The sequence below is a fragment of the Burkholderia metallica genome (assembly GCF_902832845.1).
Lineage (GTDB): Bacteria > Pseudomonadota > Gammaproteobacteria > Burkholderiales > Burkholderiaceae > Burkholderia > Burkholderia metallica.
Map to the genome: position 1 here is coordinate 77,251 of NZ_CADFDB010000014.1, position 18,022 is coordinate 95,272.

At 67.8% G+C, this 18,022-nt stretch carries 18 protein-coding genes; 14 read left to right on the forward strand and 4 right to left on the reverse strand.

Features of this window, described 5'->3' with window-relative positions:
• The first annotated feature begins 69 nt into the window (after nt 1-69).
• The 7 genes from purD to rng all read left to right on the forward strand — a co-directional run bounded on the left by purD (nt 70) and on the right by rng (nt 6,231).
• Entirely contained in the window at nt 70-1,347 is a 1,278-nt protein-coding gene (purD, locus tag HWX08_RS30035) for a phosphoribosylamine--glycine ligase (RefSeq protein ID WP_069257221.1), read from the forward strand.
• A 118-nt stretch (nt 1,348-1,465) separates the two neighbouring features.
• Nucleotides 1,466-2,389 (forward strand): oxygen-dependent coproporphyrinogen oxidase, encoded by a 924-nt coding sequence (gene hemF / locus HWX08_RS30040; protein WP_174921195.1) that lies wholly within the window; start codon nt 1,466-1,468, stop codon nt 2,387-2,389.
• Nucleotides 2,386-3,117, forward strand: coding sequence for a nicotinate-nucleotide adenylyltransferase (locus HWX08_RS30045; RefSeq protein ID WP_174921211.1), 732 nt, complete (start codon nt 2,386-2,388; stop codon nt 3,115-3,117). The genes hemF and HWX08_RS30045 overlap by 4 nt, the downstream gene beginning before the upstream one ends.
• Nucleotides 3,118-3,121: 4 nt before the next feature.
• Nucleotides 3,122-3,574: a ribosome silencing factor gene (rsfS, locus tag HWX08_RS30050; protein WP_069257224.1), complete on the forward strand. Its 453-nt coding sequence runs from the start codon at nt 3,122-3,124 to the stop codon at nt 3,572-3,574.
• Between the two features lie 25 nt (nt 3,575-3,599).
• On the forward strand, nt 3,600-4,070 hold the full coding sequence (gene rlmH, locus HWX08_RS30055; RefSeq protein ID WP_069257225.1) for a 23S rRNA (pseudouridine(1915)-N(3))-methyltransferase RlmH: 471 nt from the start codon (nt 3,600-3,602) through the stop codon (nt 4,068-4,070).
• A gap of 51 nt (nt 4,071-4,121) precedes the next feature.
• Nucleotides 4,122-4,754: a Maf family protein gene (locus HWX08_RS30060; protein WP_069257226.1), complete on the forward strand. Its 633-nt coding sequence runs from the start codon at nt 4,122-4,124 to the stop codon at nt 4,752-4,754.
• Between the two features lie 7 nt (nt 4,755-4,761).
• On the forward strand, nt 4,762-6,231 hold the full coding sequence (rng, locus tag HWX08_RS30065) for a ribonuclease G (protein WP_069257227.1): 1,470 nt from the start codon (nt 4,762-4,764) through the stop codon (nt 6,229-6,231).
• Between the two features lie 47 nt (nt 6,232-6,278).
• Here rng and HWX08_RS30070 read toward each other — a convergent pair whose 3' ends face one another.
• Nucleotides 6,279-7,304, reverse strand: coding sequence for a pentapeptide repeat-containing protein (locus HWX08_RS30070; protein WP_174921194.1), 1,026 nt, complete (start codon nt 7,302-7,304; stop codon nt 6,279-6,281).
• Between the two features lie 237 nt (nt 7,305-7,541).
• On the opposite strand from HWX08_RS30070, the gene HWX08_RS30075 reads away from it, so the two are divergent.
• The 4 genes from HWX08_RS30075 to HWX08_RS30090 all read left to right on the forward strand — a co-directional run bounded on the left by HWX08_RS30075 (nt 7,542) and on the right by HWX08_RS30090 (nt 10,973).
• Nucleotides 7,542-7,877 carry a YggL 50S ribosome-binding family protein gene (locus HWX08_RS30075; RefSeq protein WP_069257228.1) on the forward strand — a complete coding sequence of 112 codons (336 nt, stop codon included), beginning with the start codon at nt 7,542-7,544 and terminating at the stop codon, nt 7,875-7,877.
• Nucleotides 7,878-8,143: 266 nt separating this feature from the next.
• Nucleotides 8,144-9,106 (forward strand): PRC-barrel domain-containing protein, encoded by a 963-nt coding sequence (locus HWX08_RS30080; RefSeq protein WP_174921193.1) that lies wholly within the window; start codon nt 8,144-8,146, stop codon nt 9,104-9,106.
• Nucleotides 9,103-10,365, forward strand: coding sequence for an MFS transporter (locus HWX08_RS30085; protein ID WP_069257230.1), 1,263 nt, complete (start codon nt 9,103-9,105; stop codon nt 10,363-10,365). Before HWX08_RS30080 ends, HWX08_RS30085 begins: the two co-directional genes overlap by 4 nt.
• 41 nt (nt 10,366-10,406) lie before the next feature.
• Nucleotides 10,407-10,973, forward strand: coding sequence for an FUSC family protein (locus tag HWX08_RS30090; protein ID WP_069257231.1), 567 nt, complete (start codon nt 10,407-10,409; stop codon nt 10,971-10,973).
• A 64-nt stretch (nt 10,974-11,037) separates the two neighbouring features.
• On the opposite strand, the gene HWX08_RS30095 is transcribed toward HWX08_RS30090, so the two are convergent.
• Both HWX08_RS30095 and msbA read right to left on the reverse strand, forming a co-directional pair.
• Complete coding sequence (locus HWX08_RS30095) at nt 11,038-11,418, reverse strand: RcnB family protein (protein ID WP_174921192.1); 381 nt, start codon at nt 11,416-11,418, stop codon at nt 11,038-11,040.
• A gap of 106 nt (nt 11,419-11,524) precedes the next feature.
• A complete protein-coding gene (gene msbA, locus HWX08_RS30100) occupies nt 11,525-13,276 on the reverse strand; it encodes a lipid A export permease/ATP-binding protein MsbA (protein WP_069257233.1) in 1,752 nt (583 codons plus the stop codon).
• A 224-nt stretch (nt 13,277-13,500) separates the two neighbouring features.
• Here msbA and HWX08_RS30105 point away from each other — a divergent pair, with 224 nt between their 5' ends.
• The 3 genes from HWX08_RS30105 to HWX08_RS30115 all read left to right on the forward strand — a co-directional run bounded on the left by HWX08_RS30105 (nt 13,501) and on the right by HWX08_RS30115 (nt 16,632).
• Nucleotides 13,501-14,253, forward strand: coding sequence for a glycosyltransferase family 2 protein (locus HWX08_RS30105; protein WP_174921191.1), 753 nt, complete (start codon nt 13,501-13,503; stop codon nt 14,251-14,253).
• 120 nt (nt 14,254-14,373) lie between these two features.
• Complete coding sequence (locus HWX08_RS30110; RefSeq protein ID WP_174921190.1) at nt 14,374-15,216, forward strand: glycosyltransferase family 2 protein; 843 nt, start codon at nt 14,374-14,376, stop codon at nt 15,214-15,216.
• Nucleotides 15,217-15,351: 135 nt separating this feature from the next.
• Nucleotides 15,352-16,632: an O-antigen ligase family protein gene (locus tag HWX08_RS30115; RefSeq protein ID WP_174921189.1), complete on the forward strand. Its 1,281-nt coding sequence runs from the start codon at nt 15,352-15,354 to the stop codon at nt 16,630-16,632.
• A gap of 130 nt (nt 16,633-16,762) precedes the next feature.
• Here the strand turns inward: HWX08_RS30115 and HWX08_RS30120 are convergent, their stop codons facing one another.
• Entirely contained in the window at nt 16,763-17,941 is a 1,179-nt protein-coding gene (locus HWX08_RS30120) for a glycosyltransferase family 9 protein (protein ID WP_069258041.1), read from the reverse strand.
• Between the last annotated feature and the right edge of the window lie 81 nt (nt 17,942-18,022).

Genomic DNA, 18,022 nt, shown 5'->3' on the forward strand with positions numbered 1-18,022 from the left:
CCGACCGAATCCGCGGCCGGCGCGCCTGAGCGTGCCGGCCGCCCTGTTTTCTAGTCTGCGGGGAATCCCATGAAACTACTCGTCGTCGGTTCCGGCGGCCGCGAACATGCGCTGGCGTGGAAGCTCGCGCAGTCGCCGCGCGTCCAGATGGTCTACGTCGCGCCCGGCAATGGCGGCACGGCGCAGGACGAGCGCCTGAAGAACGTCGACATCACGGCGCTCGACGAACTCGCCGATTTCGCGGAACGCGAAGGCGTCGCGTTCACGCTCGTCGGGCCGGAAGCGCCGCTTGCGGCCGGCATCGTCAACCTGTTCCGCGCACGCGGCCTGAAGGTGTTCGGCCCGACCCGCGAAGCCGCGCAGCTCGAAAGCTCGAAGGATTTCGCGAAGGCGTTCATGAAGCGCCACGGCATCCCGACCGCCGAGTACGAAACGTTCTCCGACGTGGCCGCCGCCCACGCGTACATCGACGCGAAGGGCGCGCCGATCGTCGTGAAGGCCGACGGCCTCGCGGCCGGCAAGGGCGTCGTCGTCGCGATGACGCTGGAAGAAGCGCATGCGGCCGTCGACATGATGCTGTCGGGCAACAAGCTCGGCGACGCCGGCGCGCGTGTCGTGATCGAGGAATTCCTCGACGGCGAGGAAGCGAGCTTCATCGTGATGGTCGACGGCAAGCACGCGCTCGCGCTGGCTTCCAGCCAGGATCACAAGCGCCTGCTCGACGAGGATCGCGGCCCGAACACGGGCGGCATGGGCGCGTATTCGCCCGCGCCGATCGTCACGCCGCAGATGCACGCACGCGTGATGCGCGAGATCATCATGCCGACGGTGCGCGGGATGGAGAAGGACGGCATCCGCTTCACGGGCTTCCTGTATGCGGGCCTGATGATCGACAAGGAAGGCAATCCGCGCACGCTCGAGTTCAACTGCCGGATGGGCGATCCGGAAACGCAGCCGATCATGGCGCGCCTGAAGAGCGATTTCTCGAAGGTCGTCGAGCAGGCGATCGCAGGCACGCTCGATACGGTCGAGCTCGACTGGGACCGCCGTACCGCACTCGGCGTCGTGCTGGCCGCGCACGGCTATCCGGACGCGCCGCGCAAGGGCGACCGCATCAACGGGATCCCGGCCGAGACCGAACAGGCGGTCACGTTCCATGCGGGCACGACGCTCGACGGCGACAAGCTGACGACGTCCGGCGGCCGCGTGCTGTGCGTGGTCGGCCTCGCCGATTCGGTGCGCGAAGCGCAGCAGCATGCGTACGACACGATCAACCAGATCAATTTCGAAGGCATGCAGTACCGCCGCGACATCGGCTTTCGCGCGCTCAACCGCAAGAGCGCTTGACGCCGCCATCGCCGCTTAGCCGCTGCGCGGCGGCGGCCACTCTGCCGGGGTTCGATAGAATGCCCGGCAGAGGCTTTTTTTACGGCCCCCGCTTCGGGCGGGAGCACCCAGTCCAGACATGACCGATTCGACCTACGACGTGGCGCGTGTGCGCACGTACCTTCAGGGCCTGCAAACACGCATCGCCGACGCGCTCGGCGCGCTCGACGGCACGCCGCTCGCCACCGACACGTGGCAGCGCGAGCCGGGCGAGCGCCTGCGCGGCGGCGGCTGCACGCGCATTCTCGAAGGCAGCCGCGTATTCGAACGCGCGGGGATCGGCTTTTCCGACGTCGCGGGCGATGCGCTGCCGCCGTCGGCGAGCGCGGCACGCCCGCAGCTCGCGGGCCGCGGCTTCGAGGCGCTCGGCGTGTCGCTGGTGCTGCACCCGCGCAACCCGTACTGCCCGACCGTCCACATGAACGTGCGGATGCTGATCGCGACGAAACCGGGCGAAGCGCCCGTGTTCTGGTTCGGCGGCGGCATGGATCTGACACCCGTTTACGGTTTCGAGGACGACGCGCGGCATTTCCACCAGACCTGCAAGGATGCGCTCGACCCATTCGGCGTCGAGCTCTACCCGCGCTTCAAGAAATGGTGCGACGAGTATTTCTTCCTGAAGCACCGCAACGAGATGCGCGGCATCGGCGGGATCTTCTTCGACGATTTCTCGGAGCCCGGTTTCGAACGCTCGTTTGACATGATGCAAAGCGTCGGCGACGCGTTCCTGCAAGCGTACCTGCCGATCGTCGAGCGCCGCGCGGCGCTGCCGTACGGCGAGCGCGAGCGCGACTTCCAGGCGTACCGCCGCGGCCGCTACGTCGAATTCAACCTCGTGTTCGACCGCGGCACGCTGTTCGGCCTGCAAAGCGGCGGCCGCACCGAGTCGATCCTGATGTCGATGCCGCCGGTCGCGAACTGGCGCTACAACTGGCAACCCGAGCCGGGTTCGCCTGAAGCGCGCCTGTACAGCGACTTCATCGTGCCGCGCGACTGGGTCTGACCCTGCCTCAACACAAGGACGCGTTTCTGAACACCACCGCCCGCCCCGCCCCGCTGCCGCGTCGTATCGGCCTGCTGGGCGGCACTTTCGACCCGATCCACGACGGCCATCTCGCGCTCGCGCGCCGGTTCGCCGCGCTGCTCGACCTGACCGAACTCGTGCTGCTGCCCGCCGGACAGCCGTACCAGAAGCGCGACGTGTCGGCCGCCGAGCACCGGCTCGCGATGACGCGCGCGGCCGCCGGCTCGCTGTCCGTGCCGGGCGTGAGCGTGACCGTCGCCACCGACGAGATCGAGCATACCGGCCCGACCTACACGGTCGAGACGCTCGCGCGCTGGCGCGAACGGATCGGCCCGCACACGTCGCTGTCGCTGCTGATCGGCGCCGACCAGCTCGTGCGCCTCGACACGTGGCGCGACTGGCGCAAGCTGTTCGATTACGCGCACATCTGCGTGTCGACGCGCCCGGGTTTCGACCTGGGCGCGGCGCCGCCGGACGTCGCGCAGGAAATCGCCGCGCGGCAGGCAGGCCCCGACGTGCTGAAGGCCACGCCGGCCGGCTGCCTGCTGATCGATACGACCCTTTCGTTCGACATCGCCGCGACCGACATCCGTGCGCACCTGCGCGAATGCATCGCACGCCATGCGCAAATGCCCGACGCATCGGCCGAACATGTGCCGGCCGCCGTATGGGCCTATATTCTTCAACATCGCCTCTACCATTCCTGATTCCATGGATATTCGCAAACTGCAGCGCGTGATCGTCGACGCCCTCGAAGACGTCAAGGCGCAAGACATCAAGGTGTTCAACACCAGCCACCTGACCGAACTGTTCGACCGCGTGGTCGTCGCCTCGGGCACCTCCAACCGCCAGACCAAGGCCCTCGCGTCGAGCGTGCGCGACAAGGTCAAGGAAGCCGGCGGGGACATCGTCAGCTCCGAGGGCGAAGACACCGGCGAATGGGTGCTCGTCGACTGCGGCGACGCGATCGTGCACATCCTGCAACCGGCCCTGCGCCAGTACTACAACCTCGAGGAAATCTGGGGCGACAAGCCCGTGCGGATGAAGCTCGGCGGCGGCAAGGGCAACGGCTTCGCGACGGCCAGCGAAAGCGACGGCGACGAGGACGAAGAAGAAGCCGCGCCCGCCCGTCCGGCACGCAAGACGGCCGCCCGCCGCCGTTGAGCGCTGGGTCGTTACACGTGTCCCGATGAAGCTTTTCATCCTTGCGGTCGGCCATAAGATGCCGGGCTGGATCGCATCCGGCTTCGACGAATACACGAAGCGGATGCCGCCCGAGCTGCGCATCGAGTTGCGCGAGATCAAGCCTGAACTGCGTTCGGGCGGCCGCAGCGCCGAAAGCGTGATGGCGGCCGAGCGGCAGAAGATCGAGGCCGCGTTGCCGAAGGGCGCGCGCGTCGTCGCGCTCGACGAGCGCGGCCGCGACTGGACCACGATGCAGCTCGCGCAGGCGCTGCCCGGCTGGCAGCAGGACGGCCGCGACGTCGCGTTCGTGATCGGCGGCGCCGACGGCCTCGATCCGGAACTGAAAGCGCGGGCCGATACGCTGCTGCGCATCTCGAGCATGACGCTGCCGCACGGAATGGTGCGCGTGCTGCTCGCCGAACAGCTTTACCGGGCGTGGAGCATCACGCAGAATCACCCCTACCACCGCGCATGACGTGTCGTCCTCGAGACGCGCGCCGCGCGCGCACACCGAGATAACGACACCATGCCGTCCAGCACGCCCCCCGCGCTTTTCCCGACCCTTTACCTCGCTTCGCAAAGCCCGCGCCGCCAGGAGCTGCTGCAGCAGATCGGCGTGCGTTTCGAGCTGCTGCTGCCGCGCCCCGACGAAGACGCCGAGGCGCTCGAGGCCGAGCTGCCCGGCGAAGCCGCCGATGCCTACGTGCGGCGCGTGACCATCGCGAAGGCCGAGGCCGCGCGTGCGCGTCTCGTCGCGAGCGGCAAGCCGGCCTCGCCGGTGCTGGTCGCCGATACCACCGTCACGATCGACGGCGCGATCCTCGGCAAGCCGGCCGACGCCGACGACGCGCTCGCGATGCTCACGCGCCTCGCGGGCCGCGAACACGCGGTGCTGACCGCCGTCGCCGTGATCGATGCCGACGGCAAGCTGCTGCCGCCCGCGCTGTCGCGCTCGTCGGTGCGCTTCGCGGCCGCGTCGCGCGACGCATACGCACGCTACGTCGAATCGGGCGAGCCGTTCGGCAAGGCCGGCGCATACGCGATCCAGGGGCGCGCCGCCGAATTCATCGAGCGAATCGACGGTTCCCATTCAGGTATCATGGGTCTGCCCCTTTTTGAGACTGCCGCGCTGCTCCGCACCGCGCGCGTCGCCTTCTGAACCCACCATGAACGAAGAAATCCTGATCAACCTCACGCCGCAGGAAACGCGGGTCGCACTCGTGCAGCAAGGCGCGGTGCAGGAGCTTCACGTCGAGCGCACGCTGTCGCGCGGGCGGGTCGGCAACATCTATCTCGGCAAGGTCGTGCGCGTGCTGCCCGGCATGCAGTCGGCATTCATCGACATCGGCCTCGAACGCGCGGCGTTCCTGCACGTCGCCGACATCTGGCATCCGCGGCTTGCGGGCGAGCCGCAGTCGGGCGCGCCGCACCAGCCGATCGAGAAGATCGTGTTCGAGGGCCAGACGCTGATGGTCCAGGTCATCAAGGATCCGATCGGCACGAAAGGCGCGCGGCTGTCGACCCAGGTCAGCATCGCGGGCCGCACGCTCGTCTATCTGCCGCAGGAGCCGCATATCGGCATCTCGCAGAAGATCGAGAGCGAGGCCGAGCGCGAGGCCGTGCGCGCGCGCCTGACCGCCGTGATCCCGGCGGACGAGAAAGGCGGCTACATCGTGCGCACGATCGCCGAGGATGCGACCTCCGACGAACTCGCCGGCGACGTCACGTACCTGCGCAAGACGTGGGCGACCATCGTCAGCCAGGCGCAGCGGCTGCCGGCGACGAGCCTGCTGTACCAGGATCTCGATCTCGCGCAGCGCGTGCTGCGCGATTTCGCGAACGACGACACGACGCGCATCCAGGTCGATTCGCGCGAGACGTACCAGCGCCTCGCGGAATTCGCGGGCGAGTTCACGCCGGCCGTGAGCCCGAAGCTGCACCACTACACGGGCGAGCGGCCGCTGTTCGACCTGTACAACATCGAGACGGAGATCCAGCGCGCGCTGTCGCGCCGCGTCGACCTGAAGTCGGGCGGCTACCTGATGATCGACCAGACCGAGGCGATGACGACGATCGACGTGAACACCGGCGGCTACGTCGGCGCACGCAACTTCGACGACACGATCTTCAAGACCAACCTCGAGGCCGCGCACACGATCGCGCGGCAGCTGCGGCTGCGCAACCTCGGCGGGATCATCATCATCGACTTCATCGACATGGAGAATGCCGAGCATCGCGACGCGGTGCTGTCCGAACTGAAGAAGGCGCTGTCGCGCGACCGCACGCGCGTGACGGTCAACGGCTTCTCGCAGCTCGGGCTCGTCGAGATGACGCGCAAGCGCACGCGCGAATCGCTCGCGCACGTGCTGTGCGAGCCGTGCCCGACCTGTCAGGGCAAGGGCCAGGTGAAGACCTCGCGCACCGTGTGCTACGACATCCTGCGCGAGATCCTGCGCGAATCGCGCCAGTTCAACCCGCGCGAATTCCGCGTGATCGCCGCGCAACAGGTGATCGACCTGTTCCTCGACGAAGAGTCGCAGCATCTCGCGATGCTGATCGACTTCATCGGCAAGCCGGTGTCGCTGCAGGTGGAGTCGAATCTGAGCCAGGAGCAGTACGATATCGTGCTGATGTGACGGTTGTCGGGCGCGCGAATATCGGTTGCGATCGACACGCGCGCATTTCAACCTTGATCGTCTGCGTGATAACGCCAGATCACAAGCCCCCAGTTCGTCGACTTGATGTCCGGAAACCGCTCTCCCGCGTTGAAGTAGCGCCGGCCCTGCTCGCTGCCGAGGGCCGGGCTCACCCACCAGCCGCTCTGCGGTACGACGTCACCGGGCCTGCCCTTCAGTCTTCGTGAAGCGGTTGGCGGAATCGGTTCGCTCGAATCGGGCGTGACAGGACACCATTCGATCGCGTGCCGATTCTCCGTACCGCCCGCGGCAACCGCTCGGCGCGCTTCCGGCGTATCGTCGAACCGCGTACGGTATGTCGTCTCGCCCTGCTGCACGTCGCCGAATGTGCCACCGAGAAAGCGCACGCTCGTCAAATCGGCACCCCGAAAGTCCACCCCGCTCAGATCGCAATTCTCGAACGCTGCATCGATCAGCCTGGCGCCGCCGAATCGGGTCGCCGTCAGTCTGCACTCGACGAAACGTGCTGCCACGAAATCGCAGCGAGTCATCGTATTCCATCGCCAGTCGTTTCGTTCGGTCAGCAGGCCGGAAAAATTGCACACCGTTATCTGCGACGAATTCAAGCTTCCGTCGAACAGTGTCGCACCGGAAAAATCGGCATGGGTGAACTTGGCGGATTCAATGAACGATTTCCGGAATCGTGCATGACGAAAATCGGTGCCATCGCCGTAGACGGGAAGCATCTGCGCGAGATGGAATTCGCATCCCCTGAAGGATGCGCCATCGAGAATGGCGTACTGAAACCCGACCTCGTCGAACTGCGCGGCATCGAACACCGCAAAACCTAGATGGCTGCCACCCAGTTCCAGGTTTTTCAGCTTGCCGTCCCGTAGCGCGGCGCCGCGCAGGTCGAGCGCCGGCGAGCCGTCCCCAAAATGCGGCACGGTGTCGCACAAAGGCGCCCATACGTCGTCCGGCAACGCGTTCGCGATTGCGTCGAGCAAATCCTTGTACTTCCCTGATCGCCATCGATCCCGCAATTCCCGCACGTCGGCGTCGTTCATCTGCATGCAATTTCTCCGGGCATATACGTATTTATTTTGGAAATTTACGCGCCATCGATCTTCCTCTGGTCATGACCATCTCGTACACGGCCCCCACCTGTTCCCGATTGATCCTTCCCCGCACTGCACGTCGCCATTTGCGGCGTTACCGCCGAAGCTGCCATCATGCTTACGCACTCGCCCCTCAGTCATGCGCTACACTGCCCGACCATTCCCCCTGCAACCCTTTACGTACTGCACACCATGAGCCAACGCCACAACCGCCGGCAGCGCAAGAAACTCCACATTGCCGAATTCCAGGAGCTCGCGTTCAACGCGACCGCACACTACCGCAACGAACTGTCCGATCTCGAACGCGGCCAGCTGATCGACGCGTTCATCGACTTCGTCGAAGCGAACGGGCTGCTGACCGTCGCGTCGGCGGACGAAGGCATCGGCGCGTACGTGATTTCCGGCGCGCCGCGCGGCACGACGACCGACGCCGACCGCGAACTCGTGCGCGGCTGGCTGGCCGCACGGCCGGAACTGACCGACGTCAAGGTCAGCGAATTCACCGATGCGTGGTACCCGGACGCCTGAGTTTCCGGTTTCTCCTGCTTCGTCCGGCGCACGCGCCGGACGCACTCGCGGCGTGCCGGGCACCCCGCGCATGGCTCCCGTCACCCCGCCGCCCCACCCCGCCATCCCTTCCTTTTCCCCGACAGTCCGCCTTCAGCACGCCACTGAAATCGGACCTGAAAGCAAGACACGTTAAAATCCCACCTCGCGTGGTGCGCCGCCCGCACCCGCCATCCATCGCCAGCCGCGTGCCCTCGGGCCGCCCCCGACCCATGGAGTGAGTGTCAATGAGCGGCGGACCTCCGTTTCCCGCATCCCGCAAGTCGTTGCCGTCCTCGACGGCCTTCCTGATCCTCGCCGCCGCCGCGCTGCTGTCCGGCTGCGGGCTGCTGCCGGTCCAGAACCCGCCCGCGCCGATCAGCGAGGCGCTCGTCGAGCCCGTCGAGGAGACCGCCGGCGAACCGCTGACGATACCGCCGATGCCGGCGCCGACGCACCCGGAGGAACCGGAAGCGCCGAAGAAGCCGCATCGCGAAGTCACGCGGCCGAAGCCCGTGCAGCGCCCCGAATCGCCGACACCGCCGCCCCCGCCACCGCCGCCGATCGTCGCGACGCGCCCGCTTGACCGCACCCAGATCCATGCGCTGCTCGACAGCGAAGTCGCGCGTCGCAACGGCAAGGTGATCGGCCGCGCGGTCGACATGGTGACCGACGCGAGCGGCAAGCCGCGCGAGATGATCGTCAATCTGCAGGGCTTCATGGGCGTGGGCGACCGCAAGGTCATCTTCCCGTGGAACGTGTTCCGCTTCACGCCGGGAGGCAAACAGGAGCCGATCGTGCTCGACGTGCCGTCGGGCGACCTGCCGCCGGCCGCGCGCCCCAAGGCCGTGCCGCTGTCCGGCACGGCCGCGGCCTCGCCCGCGACGCGGCTGCAGATGCTCGACAGCGACGTCGAACGCCCGAACGGCACGAAGATCGGCCGCATCGTCGACGTGCTGATCGACCGCGCCGCGCAGCCGCAGGCCGTCGTGCTCGACCTCGGCGGCCTCGTCAATACCGACCGCCGGTCGATCGCCGCGAGTTGGGGCGCGCTGCGCTTCGTCACGCGCGACAAGGCGCTGCGCCCGCAACTCGACCTGAACGACGCACAGATCAAGGCATCGCCGCCCTACGCGGCCGACAAGCCGATCGTCGCGGTCTACCCGCCCGTTGCTCCGGCACCGGCTTCGTCTGCGAGTGCGCCCCGATGACGATCAAGCATTCCGTCAGCGTACGCAGTCTGCGGTCCCTCGACTGGCTCAACTTCTTCGTTGCAAACGTTCAAACCGGGTTCGGTCCGTTCATCGCGTCCTACCTCGCGTCGCACAAGTGGACGCAGGGCGAGATCGGCATGGTGCTGTCGATCGGCACGATCAGCGCGATGGTCAGCCAGGTGCCGGGCGGCGCGGCCGTCGATGCGCTGAAGAACAAGAAAGGCGCGGCCGCATGGGCGATCGCGGCCATCATTCTGTCCGCGGTGCTGCTCGCGTCGAGCCCGACGATCGTGCCGGTGATCGCCGCCGAGGTGTTCCACGGCTTCGCGAGCTGCATGCTCGTGCCGGCGATGGCCGCGATCTCGTTCTCGCTCGTCGGCCGTGCCGACCTCGGCGACCGGCTCGGCCGCAACGCGCGCTGGGCGTCGATCGGCAGCGCAGTCGCGGCGGGCCTGATGGGGCTCACCGGCGAATACTTCTCGGCGCGCGCGGTGTTCTGGCTGACCGCCGTGCTGGCGCTGCCCGCGCTGTTCGCGCTCGCGATGATCCAGCCGACGCACGAGGTGATCCCGCAGTCGTCGAAACCCGACGATCACGCCGACGAAGCCGGCGAGCGCGAAACGCTGCTCGAACTGCTGCGCGACCGCCGGATGCTGATCTTCGCGGCGTGCGTCGTGCTGTTCCACCTGTCGAACGCGGCGATGCTGAACCTCGCGGCCGGCGAAGTCACGGCCGGCATGGGCGAGAACGTGCAGCTCGTGATTGCCGCGTGCATCATCGTGCCGCAGGCGATCGTCGCGATGCTGTCGCCGTGGGTCGGGCGCTCCGCGCAGCGCTGGGGCCGCCGGCCGATCCTGCTGCTCGGCTTCTCCGCGCTGCCGGTGCGCGCGCTGCTGTTCGCGGGCGTGAGCAGCCCGTACCTGCTGGTGCCCGTGCAGATGCTCGACGGTATCAGCGCGGCCGTGTTCGGCGTGATGCTGCCGCTGATCGCGGCCGACGTCGCGGGCGGCAAAGGCCGCTACAACCTGTGCATCGGGCTGTTCGGCCTCGCGGCCGGGATCGGCGCGACGCTCAGCACGGCCGCGGCCGGCTACGTCGCCGATCACTTCGGCAATGCCGTCAGCTTCTTCGGGCTCGCGGGCGCCGGTGCGCTCGCGGTGCTGCTGGTCTGGCTCGTGATGCCTGAGACGCGTGTCGAGAACGGCGACGCGGCCGCGAACGAGCCGGCCGCCGCATCGCCCGAGCAGGCACACTGACGCCCGCGCGCCGCCGTTACCCGCTCCTTGGCCAACGCATGATGGATACGATCAGGACACTCAACGAAGCCCGCCAGCAGATCCAGCAGTCGATCTTCGATCTCTTCAAGGGACTGTCGTTCGGCGAACGGCTCGCGCAAGGCGCACTGATGGCGCTGCAGGCCGTGTGCGGCGCGTGCCTCGCGTATGCGATCGGCCGCGCGATGCATTCCGAGCAGGCCGTGTGGGCGTCGATCACCGCAATCGCCGTGACGCAGCACAACTACTCGGACACGATGTCGCTGTCGCGCGACCAGTTCGTCGGCGCGATGGTCGGCGGGTTGCTCGGCTTCGCCGGCGCGGCGCTCGGCGGCGACCGCCTCGTCGCGTACGCGATTACCGTCGCGGTCGTGATCGTCTGCTGCTGGTGTCTGAACGTCGGCAGCGCGGCCCGGCTCGGCGGCGTGACCGCGACGATCGTGCTGCTGTTTCCGGGCAACGGCCCGCTGTGGGACATTCCGCTGATACGGCTCGGCGAGGTGACGCTCGGCACCGTGTGCGCGCTGGGCGTGTGCTGGGTGATGTCGAAAATCGAACGCCGCTGGTTCCGTCACGCAGCGGCAAAATAACGCGACGAACCGGCTGCGCGACGCGCATCGCGGCCTCGCGATACGCGTCGGGCGATCGGCCGGGTCAGTCGCCGATCCGCAGCACGATGCCGGAACCGATCTGCACCAGCAGGTGATCGCCGCCGACGCCGACCCATTGATAGCCGCGCGGCGGCGGGCTCAGGTGATAGCCGCGCCAGTCGTCGATCACGTACTGGCGATCGCGGAATTCGGGCGGAAGCCGGTCGCCTCTGTGCCACTCGCGGCGCGGCTGGTCGGCCCAGCGCGGGGGTACGTCATCCTCATGACGCATCTGGCCGGGCGGCATGTGTTTCGGGCCGTGGCCGCGCTGCATGCCGCGGCCGCCGTGGTCATCGTGGTTGTCGTGATCCTGCGCCATCGCGGCCGGCGCGGCGAAACCCGCCGCGATCAGCGCGGCCAGTATCATCCCGTGCATCTTCTTCATCGTGCCTTCCCTCCGTGTTGTCACGTCGAACGAAACCACCTGAACTACCCGATGAAGACTAGCACACGGCATCGCGCGGCCACATCACCGCGCAGATGCCCCCGCGTTACGCCGCCTGCTGCTGGTACTGGATCCGGTGCAGGTGCGCGTAGAGGCCGCCGTGGCGCAGCAATTCGTCGTGACTGCCCTCTTCGACGATCTTGCCGGCCTCGAGCACGAGGATGCGGTCCGCACGCTCGATCGTCGACAGCCGGTGCGCGATCACGAGCGTCGTGCGGCCTTCCATCAGCCGTTCGAGCGCGGCCTGCACGTGGCGTTCCGATTCCGAATCGAGCGCCGACGTCGCTTCGTCGAGGATCAGGATCGGCGCGTCCTTGTAGATCGCGCGCGCGATCGCGAGCCGCTGGCGCTGGCCGCCGGACAACCGCATCCCGTTGCCGCCGACGAGTGTGTCGAGCCCGTCGGGCATCGCGGCGACCGCATCGGCGAGGTTCGCGGCCTCGAGCGCGGCCTGCACGCGTGCGCGGTCGGGCGTCTGGCCGTACGCGACGTTCGCGGCAATCGTATCGTTGAACAGCACGACGTCCTGGCTGACCATCGCCATCTGGCTGCGCAGCGCATGGAGATCGTAGTCGGCAACCGGCACGCCGTCGACCAGGATCGCGCCGCCCGTCGGGTCGAAAAAGCGCGGCAGCAGGTTCACGAGCGTCGTCTTGCCGCTGCCGGACGGGCCGGCGAGCGCGATCATTTCACCCGGCGCGACCTTGAACGAGATCCGGTCGAGCGTCGGCCGTTCGGCCGCGCCGTAGTCGAACGACACGTTGCGGAACTCGATCTCGCCGCGCGCATGCGGCAGCAGCCGGCCGCCGCCCTGCGGCTCGGCCGGTTCGTCGATCAGCCCGAAGATCAGCTCGGCGGCCGTCATCCCGCGCTGCAGCGGCTGGTTGACGTCGATCAGGTGCTTGAGCGGCGAGATCACCAGCAGCATCGACGTGACGAACGCGACGAAACCGCCAACCGTCGTCTGGTCGTTCGACGACTGCACGACCGCGATCGTGATCACGACCGCAAGCGCGATCGACGCGAGGAACTGCGTGAGCGGCTGCGCGAGGCCGCCGGAAATCGTCATGCGCATCGCATAGCCGCGCAGGCGCTTGCTCATCTGCGTGAAGCGGTCGGTCTCGTACGCTTCGCCGTTGTGCACCTTGACGACCTTGTAGCCACCGACCGTCTCCTCGACGATATACGACAGCTCGTTGGTCAGCGTCTGGTGTTCGCGGTTCAGGCGGCGCAGGCGGCGGTTGATCTTGCTGACGAGCCAGCCGATGCCCGGCAGGATCACCGCGACGATCAGCGTGAGCCGCCAGTTCAGGTAGAACAGGTAGCCGAGCAGGAAGATCACCGTCAGCGAATCGCGCACGAGCGTGACCATCACGCCCGTCAGCACCGACAGGATCTGGTTGACCTCGAACACGATCGCGTTGATCACCGTGCTCGCGGTTTCGCGCTGAAAGAACGACGCGCCCGTATGGATCATCCGCTGGAACATCTCGAGCCGCAGTTGCAGCAGGATGCGGTTCGACACATAGTTGAGCAGGTAATTGGATGCGTACTGCGACACGCCGCGCACGAGCGCGAGGCCGATCACCGCGATCGGCACGTACCATTTCGCGCGGTCGCTGCCGTGCGCGCCGAAGCCGTGATCGAGAAGCGGCTTGAGCAGCGCCGGGATACCGGCCTCGGTGGCCGCGACGACGCCCATCGTCATCACGGCGAGCACGACGATGCCGATCAACGGCCGGATGTACGGCCACAGGCGCTTGAGGACCGTGACCGGCGAGGTGCCCGTGCCGTCCATCGGTTTGCGAAGAGTGTTCTGGGTTTCCAAGGCGATCCTTCTTGAGCCGCGAAGCGGCGCCCGGGCATGGCCGCCCGGGATTGCGCCCCTGTCGGGCGGGTGCCGAAAAGGGCTCAACATTATAGCCGCACCGCCCCCGCCGGCACGGTCATGACCGGCGCAGGCGGCGGCCGGGCCGCGGGTATACTGCCGCTCACCGTTTTCTCCGCCTTTCCGACGATTTCATGGCTGAACCCACCCTCGGCGTCGCCCTCATCGCCCTCAACGCGTCCGCGCGGCTCGCGCAGTGCCTTGACGCGCTGTCGTTCGCCGACGACGTCGTCGTCATCGACGGCGGCAGCACCGACGATACCGTCGCGATCGCGCAGGCGCACGGCGCGCGCGTGATCGTCGAGCACGACTGGCCGGGCTTCGGCCCGCAGAAGAACCGCGCGCTCGACGCACTCGACACCGACTGGATCCTGTCCGTCGATACCGACGAAGTCGTTACCCCGGAACTCGCGCAATCGATCCGCGACACGATCCGCACGCCGGCCGCGCAGGTTTATGCGGTCGACCGGCTGTCCAGCTTCTGCGGCCAGTGGATTCATCACAGCGGCTGGTATCCGGACTGGATCCCGCGCCTGTTCCGGCGCGGCGCCGCGCGCTTCTCGGACGACCTCGTGCACGAGCGCCTCGTGTTCGACGGCGCCGCGCAGCGCCTGTCCGGCAAGCTGATGCACTATTCGTACGAGGATTTCGAAACGGTCGTGCGCAAGCTCGACGCGTATTCGACGGCCGGCGCGCGCCAGCGGCGCGCGGCCGGCCAGCGCGGCGGCTTCGGCAAGGCGCTCGCGCGCGGCGCGTGGGCGTTCGTGCGCACCTACCTGCTGCGGCGCGGCTTCCTCGACGGTCGCGCGGGCTTCATGATCGCCGTGTTCAACGCGGAAACCGTGTACTACCGTTTCCTGAAGCTCGGCCACGAACGGGCGCGCTGAGCCAGCGCCCGGCACACGGCCGGCCCGGCGTTACAATGCCGGGCTGCCCGCGCCGCGCGAGCCCGCCCGACCGGCGGCGCCGCGCGCCGCCCGCCACGACGACCACCGAATCCGACCGCCATGTTCTCCATCATCATTCCGACCTGGAACAACCTGCCGTACCTCAAGCTCGTCGTCGACAGCCTGCACCGCCACTCCGCGTACGACCACCAGATCATCGTGCACGTAAACGACGGCTCGGACGGCACGCTTGACTGGGTGCGCAGCGAAGGCATCGAACACACCGCGTCGCCGACCAACATCGGCATCTGCCACGCGGTGAATTGGGCCGCCGCGCGCGCCACGCGCGACTACGTCGTCTACATGAACGACGACATGTTCTGCTGCCCCGGCTGGGACACGGCGCTCGTACGCCGCATCGAACAGATGCCGACCAACCTCTTCATGCTGTCGGGCACGATGGTCGAGCCGGTCGACACGCGTAACCCGTGCGTCGTGGTCAGCAATTTCGGCCGCGACGCCGAGCAGTTCGACGCGGCTGGCCTCGTCGCGGCGGCTCCGAAGCTCGTGCGCGCGGACTGGCTCGGCTCGACCTGGCCGCCGACGCTCGTGCACCGCGACTGGTGGAACCGGATCGGCGGCTACAGCAGCGAACTGTCGCCCGGCATGAGCAGCGACAACGACTTCTCGATGAAATTCTGGGATGCCGGCTGCCGGATCTTCGTCGGCGTCGGCGATAGCCTCGTCTACCACTTCCAGCAGAAGAGCACGGGCAAGATCGTCAAGAACGACGGCCGCCGCCAGTTCCTGAACAAATGGGGCATGACCCAGGCGACGTTCGACCGCTACTACCTGCATCGCGGCGAACCGGTCGGTACGCAGATCGCGCTCGACACGCCGGTTGTAGAAGGTCGTCTCAAGCGTGCCCTGTTGCGCTCGCGGATCAAGCGCGCATTCAGCTGATCGGACCCCGAAAACCGCACGGAAACGCCCCCTGCTTCGCGTATACTCTGCGCCGTTCGTCCCGGATCTACCGCCGGGGCGCGCGGCGCGCAGCACGCTGTCCGCAAGCCGCATTCGTTCATTCGACAGGTTCCGATGCTTTCGTTTTCCGCTCCCGCCTCGCGGCGCCTGACCGCCGCCCGTGCCTTTGCCGTCGCCGCACTCTGCATGGTGCCCGTCTCGACCGCGCTGACCAACGTGTTCTGCGGGCTGTTCGCCGCCGCGCTCGTGATTTCCCCCGAATTCTGGCGCGACCTGCGCTCGTTCGTCACCGACCAGGCTTCGCTCGCGGCGCTGCTGATCCTGGCCGCGCTGGCCGCGAGCCTCGCCTATACGGTCGCGCCGCACAACAAGGCGTGGAACTGGGTCGCCAAGTACGACAAGCTGCTGCTGCTGCCGTTCGCCATGCTCGCGTTCCGTCATTCGAACTGGGCGCCGATCGTGCGGCGTTGCTGGTTCGGCACGCTGTGCGTGATCCTGCTGCTGTCGACCACCAATTATCTCGGCCTGACCGCGATCGGGCCCGCGCACGCCACCGAGCTGCCGCTGTCGCGCGCCTGGGTGTTCAAGAACCACATCGCCGCCGGCATGTTCGGCGCGCTGCTGTTCTACCAGGCGGCCGACCTTGCGCTCGCGGCCCGCACGGCGCTGTCGCGCGCCGCGTATGCGGGCGTCGCCGCGTGGTCGCTCGTCAACGTGTTCGTGATGCTGCAGGGACGCACCGGGCAGGTCATCGCGCTGCTGCTGATCCTCGTCGTCGCGGTGCGTTTCGTGCTGCTGCTGCGCCGCCAGTCGGCCCTGCGCGCGGGGCTCGCCGCCGGCGCATTCGCGCTGGCCGGCATCGCACTCGTGGTCGCCGCATGCACGGTCCACAACGGCCGGCTCGTGAAGGTCGTATCGGAAGTGCAGCAATATCGGCAGAGCGATGCGGTCACGTCCACCGGCCTGCGCCTCGAGTGGTACAAGAAGGGGCTCGAGCTGTATCGCCAGCGCCCGCTGATCGGTTACGGTGCGGGCGGCCTCGAGTCGGAGTTCGAGAAGCTGACGGCCGGCAAGACGGCAGCCGAAGGCCAGCTCACGTCGAACCCGCACAACGAATATCTGCTGATGGCCGTGCAACTCGGCACGCTGGGCCTCGCGCTGTTCGTCAATCTGATCGTGCAGATCGTGCGCGGCAGCCGCGCGCTCGATCCGCGCTCGCGGCACCTGCTGCTCGGCTGGCTCGCGATCTTTGCGATCGGCAGTCTCGCGAACTCCCTGCTGCTCGATTTCGCCGAAGGGCACCTGATCGTGCTGCTGGCCGGCATCCTGCTCGGCTGCGGCGCACGCTCCGAAGCACTGCCGCGCGAGACGTCTGCGATCCGCCGCAGCGCATAACACGCCACGGTCTGTGCTCCGCCGGCGGTCGCCTTCAGCCGCTGCGGACCGCACGCGCTTCGACGGAAACGGGTGGCTCGTCGCGGCGCCCGCCGCGCCCCGCCTGCCGAAAACGCGCGGTTGCCGCGCGTCAGGCCGAGCCGGTGCGATGCAGTCGCGACGTATCGACGACGGCTTCGGCCGGCCCCTGCGGATTCAGTCCGAGCATCTCGGCCGCCGCGGCTTTCACGCGCTGCGCACCGAGATTGACGAGGCAGTCGCTGCGGCTGTCGACCTTGCGCTCGCAGCCTTCGTGCCGGCACGGCACGCAATCGCCCTCCCCCTGCAACAACCAGACGTTCCCGTGACGCCCCGAGCCGCGCAGCGGCCACGGATTCTCGGTGGCCGGCCAGTGCTGCGGCCACGGCCCCCAGCGCACGGGATCGGACGGCCCGAACAGCGCGATCGTGTCGGTGCCGGTCGCGGCCGCGACGTGTGTCGCGCCGGTGTCGGGCCCGATGAAGAGGCGCGCGCGCCGCACGAGTTCCGCACTTTCGCCGAACGTCAGGCGACCGACCAGGTTCAGCACGTCGCCGCCCGCTTCGGCCGCGATCTGCTCCGCATACTCGCGCTCGCTGTCGGCCGGCCCGCCCGACAGCGCGACCGCGAAGCCGTGCCCGCGCAGCCAGCCGATCATTTCGACCCAGCCGTCGAGCCGCCATTGCTTGTAACGGAACATCGGATACGGATGCAGGACGACCAGCGGCCTGCCGTCGCGGATCGCCGGCGACTCGGCGAGCCACGCGTCGAAGCGCGCGCGTCGCGCCGGATCGTCGCCGATGCCGGGCGCGACGACCTCGGACACCGGCTCGATGCCGATCACGGGAGCGAGCGCGAGCGTGCTGACGACCGTATGCGCGGATTCGTGGTGATTGATCGCGATGCCGTTGAGCATCATTCGCGTGAGCCATGTCACGCGGTTCGGATCGACGAGGCCGACCCGCTTGCGGCCCGCAAACCAGCTGTAGAAACGCGGCCGGTCGGAGCTCAGCGCCGCGCACGCGAGATCATAGCGGCGCCACATCGACAGCGCGTCGCGCAGCCGCTCGCGGAATCCCGCACGTTGCGCGACGACGATCACGCGCCGCACGTCCGGATTGTGCTCGAGCACGCCCTCGGTACCGCGAAACACCAGCATGTCGATCTGTGCATCCGGCCAGCGGGCCTTCAGCGAACGGACGAGCGGTGTCGTCAGCAGCACGTCGCCGATACGGCGCGGCGCGGCGACGAGAATGGTTTTGGGCGGGCGGGCGGAAGAAAACAGGGCCACGACGATGGGGGTATCCGGCTGGCTGAACAAGGCTGGCAATTTACAGGATTTTGCAGCAACCGGCGCGGCATCGCGAGTCGG

Bases quoted from the DNA above. Each gene is read 5' to 3' on its own strand.
- purD (WP_069257221.1), top strand. From the start codon at position 70: ATGAAACTACTCGTCGTCGGTTCCGGCGGCCGCGAACATGCGCTGGCG.
- hemF (WP_174921195.1), top strand. From the start codon at position 1,466: ATGACCGATTCGACCTACGACGTGGCGCGTGTGCGCACGTACCTTCAG.
- rsfS (WP_069257224.1), top strand. From the start codon at position 3,122: ATGGATATTCGCAAACTGCAGCGCGTGATCGTCGACGCCCTCGAAGAC.
- rlmH (WP_069257225.1), top strand. From the start codon at position 3,600: ATGAAGCTTTTCATCCTTGCGGTCGGCCATAAGATGCCGGGCTGGATC.
- HWX08_RS30060 (WP_069257226.1), top strand. From the start codon at position 4,122: ATGCCGTCCAGCACGCCCCCCGCGCTTTTCCCGACCCTTTACCTCGCT.
- rng (WP_069257227.1), top strand. From the start codon at position 4,762: ATGAACGAAGAAATCCTGATCAACCTCACGCCGCAGGAAACGCGGGTC.
- HWX08_RS30070 (WP_174921194.1), bottom strand. From the start codon at position 7,304: ATGCAGATGAACGACGCCGACGTGCGGGAATTGCGGGATCGATGGCGA.
- HWX08_RS30075 (WP_069257228.1), top strand. From the start codon at position 7,542: ATGAGCCAACGCCACAACCGCCGGCAGCGCAAGAAACTCCACATTGCC.
- HWX08_RS30080 (WP_174921193.1), top strand. From the start codon at position 8,144: ATGAGCGGCGGACCTCCGTTTCCCGCATCCCGCAAGTCGTTGCCGTCC.
- HWX08_RS30085 (WP_069257230.1), top strand. From the start codon at position 9,103: ATGACGATCAAGCATTCCGTCAGCGTACGCAGTCTGCGGTCCCTCGAC.
- HWX08_RS30090 (WP_069257231.1), top strand. From the start codon at position 10,407: ATGGATACGATCAGGACACTCAACGAAGCCCGCCAGCAGATCCAGCAG.
- HWX08_RS30095 (WP_174921192.1), bottom strand. From the start codon at position 11,418: ATGAAGAAGATGCACGGGATGATACTGGCCGCGCTGATCGCGGCGGGT.
- msbA (WP_069257233.1), bottom strand. From the start codon at position 13,276: ATGGACGGCACGGGCACCTCGCCGGTCACGGTCCTCAAGCGCCTGTGG.
- HWX08_RS30105 (WP_174921191.1), top strand. From the start codon at position 13,501: ATGGCTGAACCCACCCTCGGCGTCGCCCTCATCGCCCTCAACGCGTCC.
- HWX08_RS30110 (WP_174921190.1), top strand. From the start codon at position 14,374: ATGTTCTCCATCATCATTCCGACCTGGAACAACCTGCCGTACCTCAAG.
- HWX08_RS30115 (WP_174921189.1), top strand. From the start codon at position 15,352: ATGCTTTCGTTTTCCGCTCCCGCCTCGCGGCGCCTGACCGCCGCCCGT.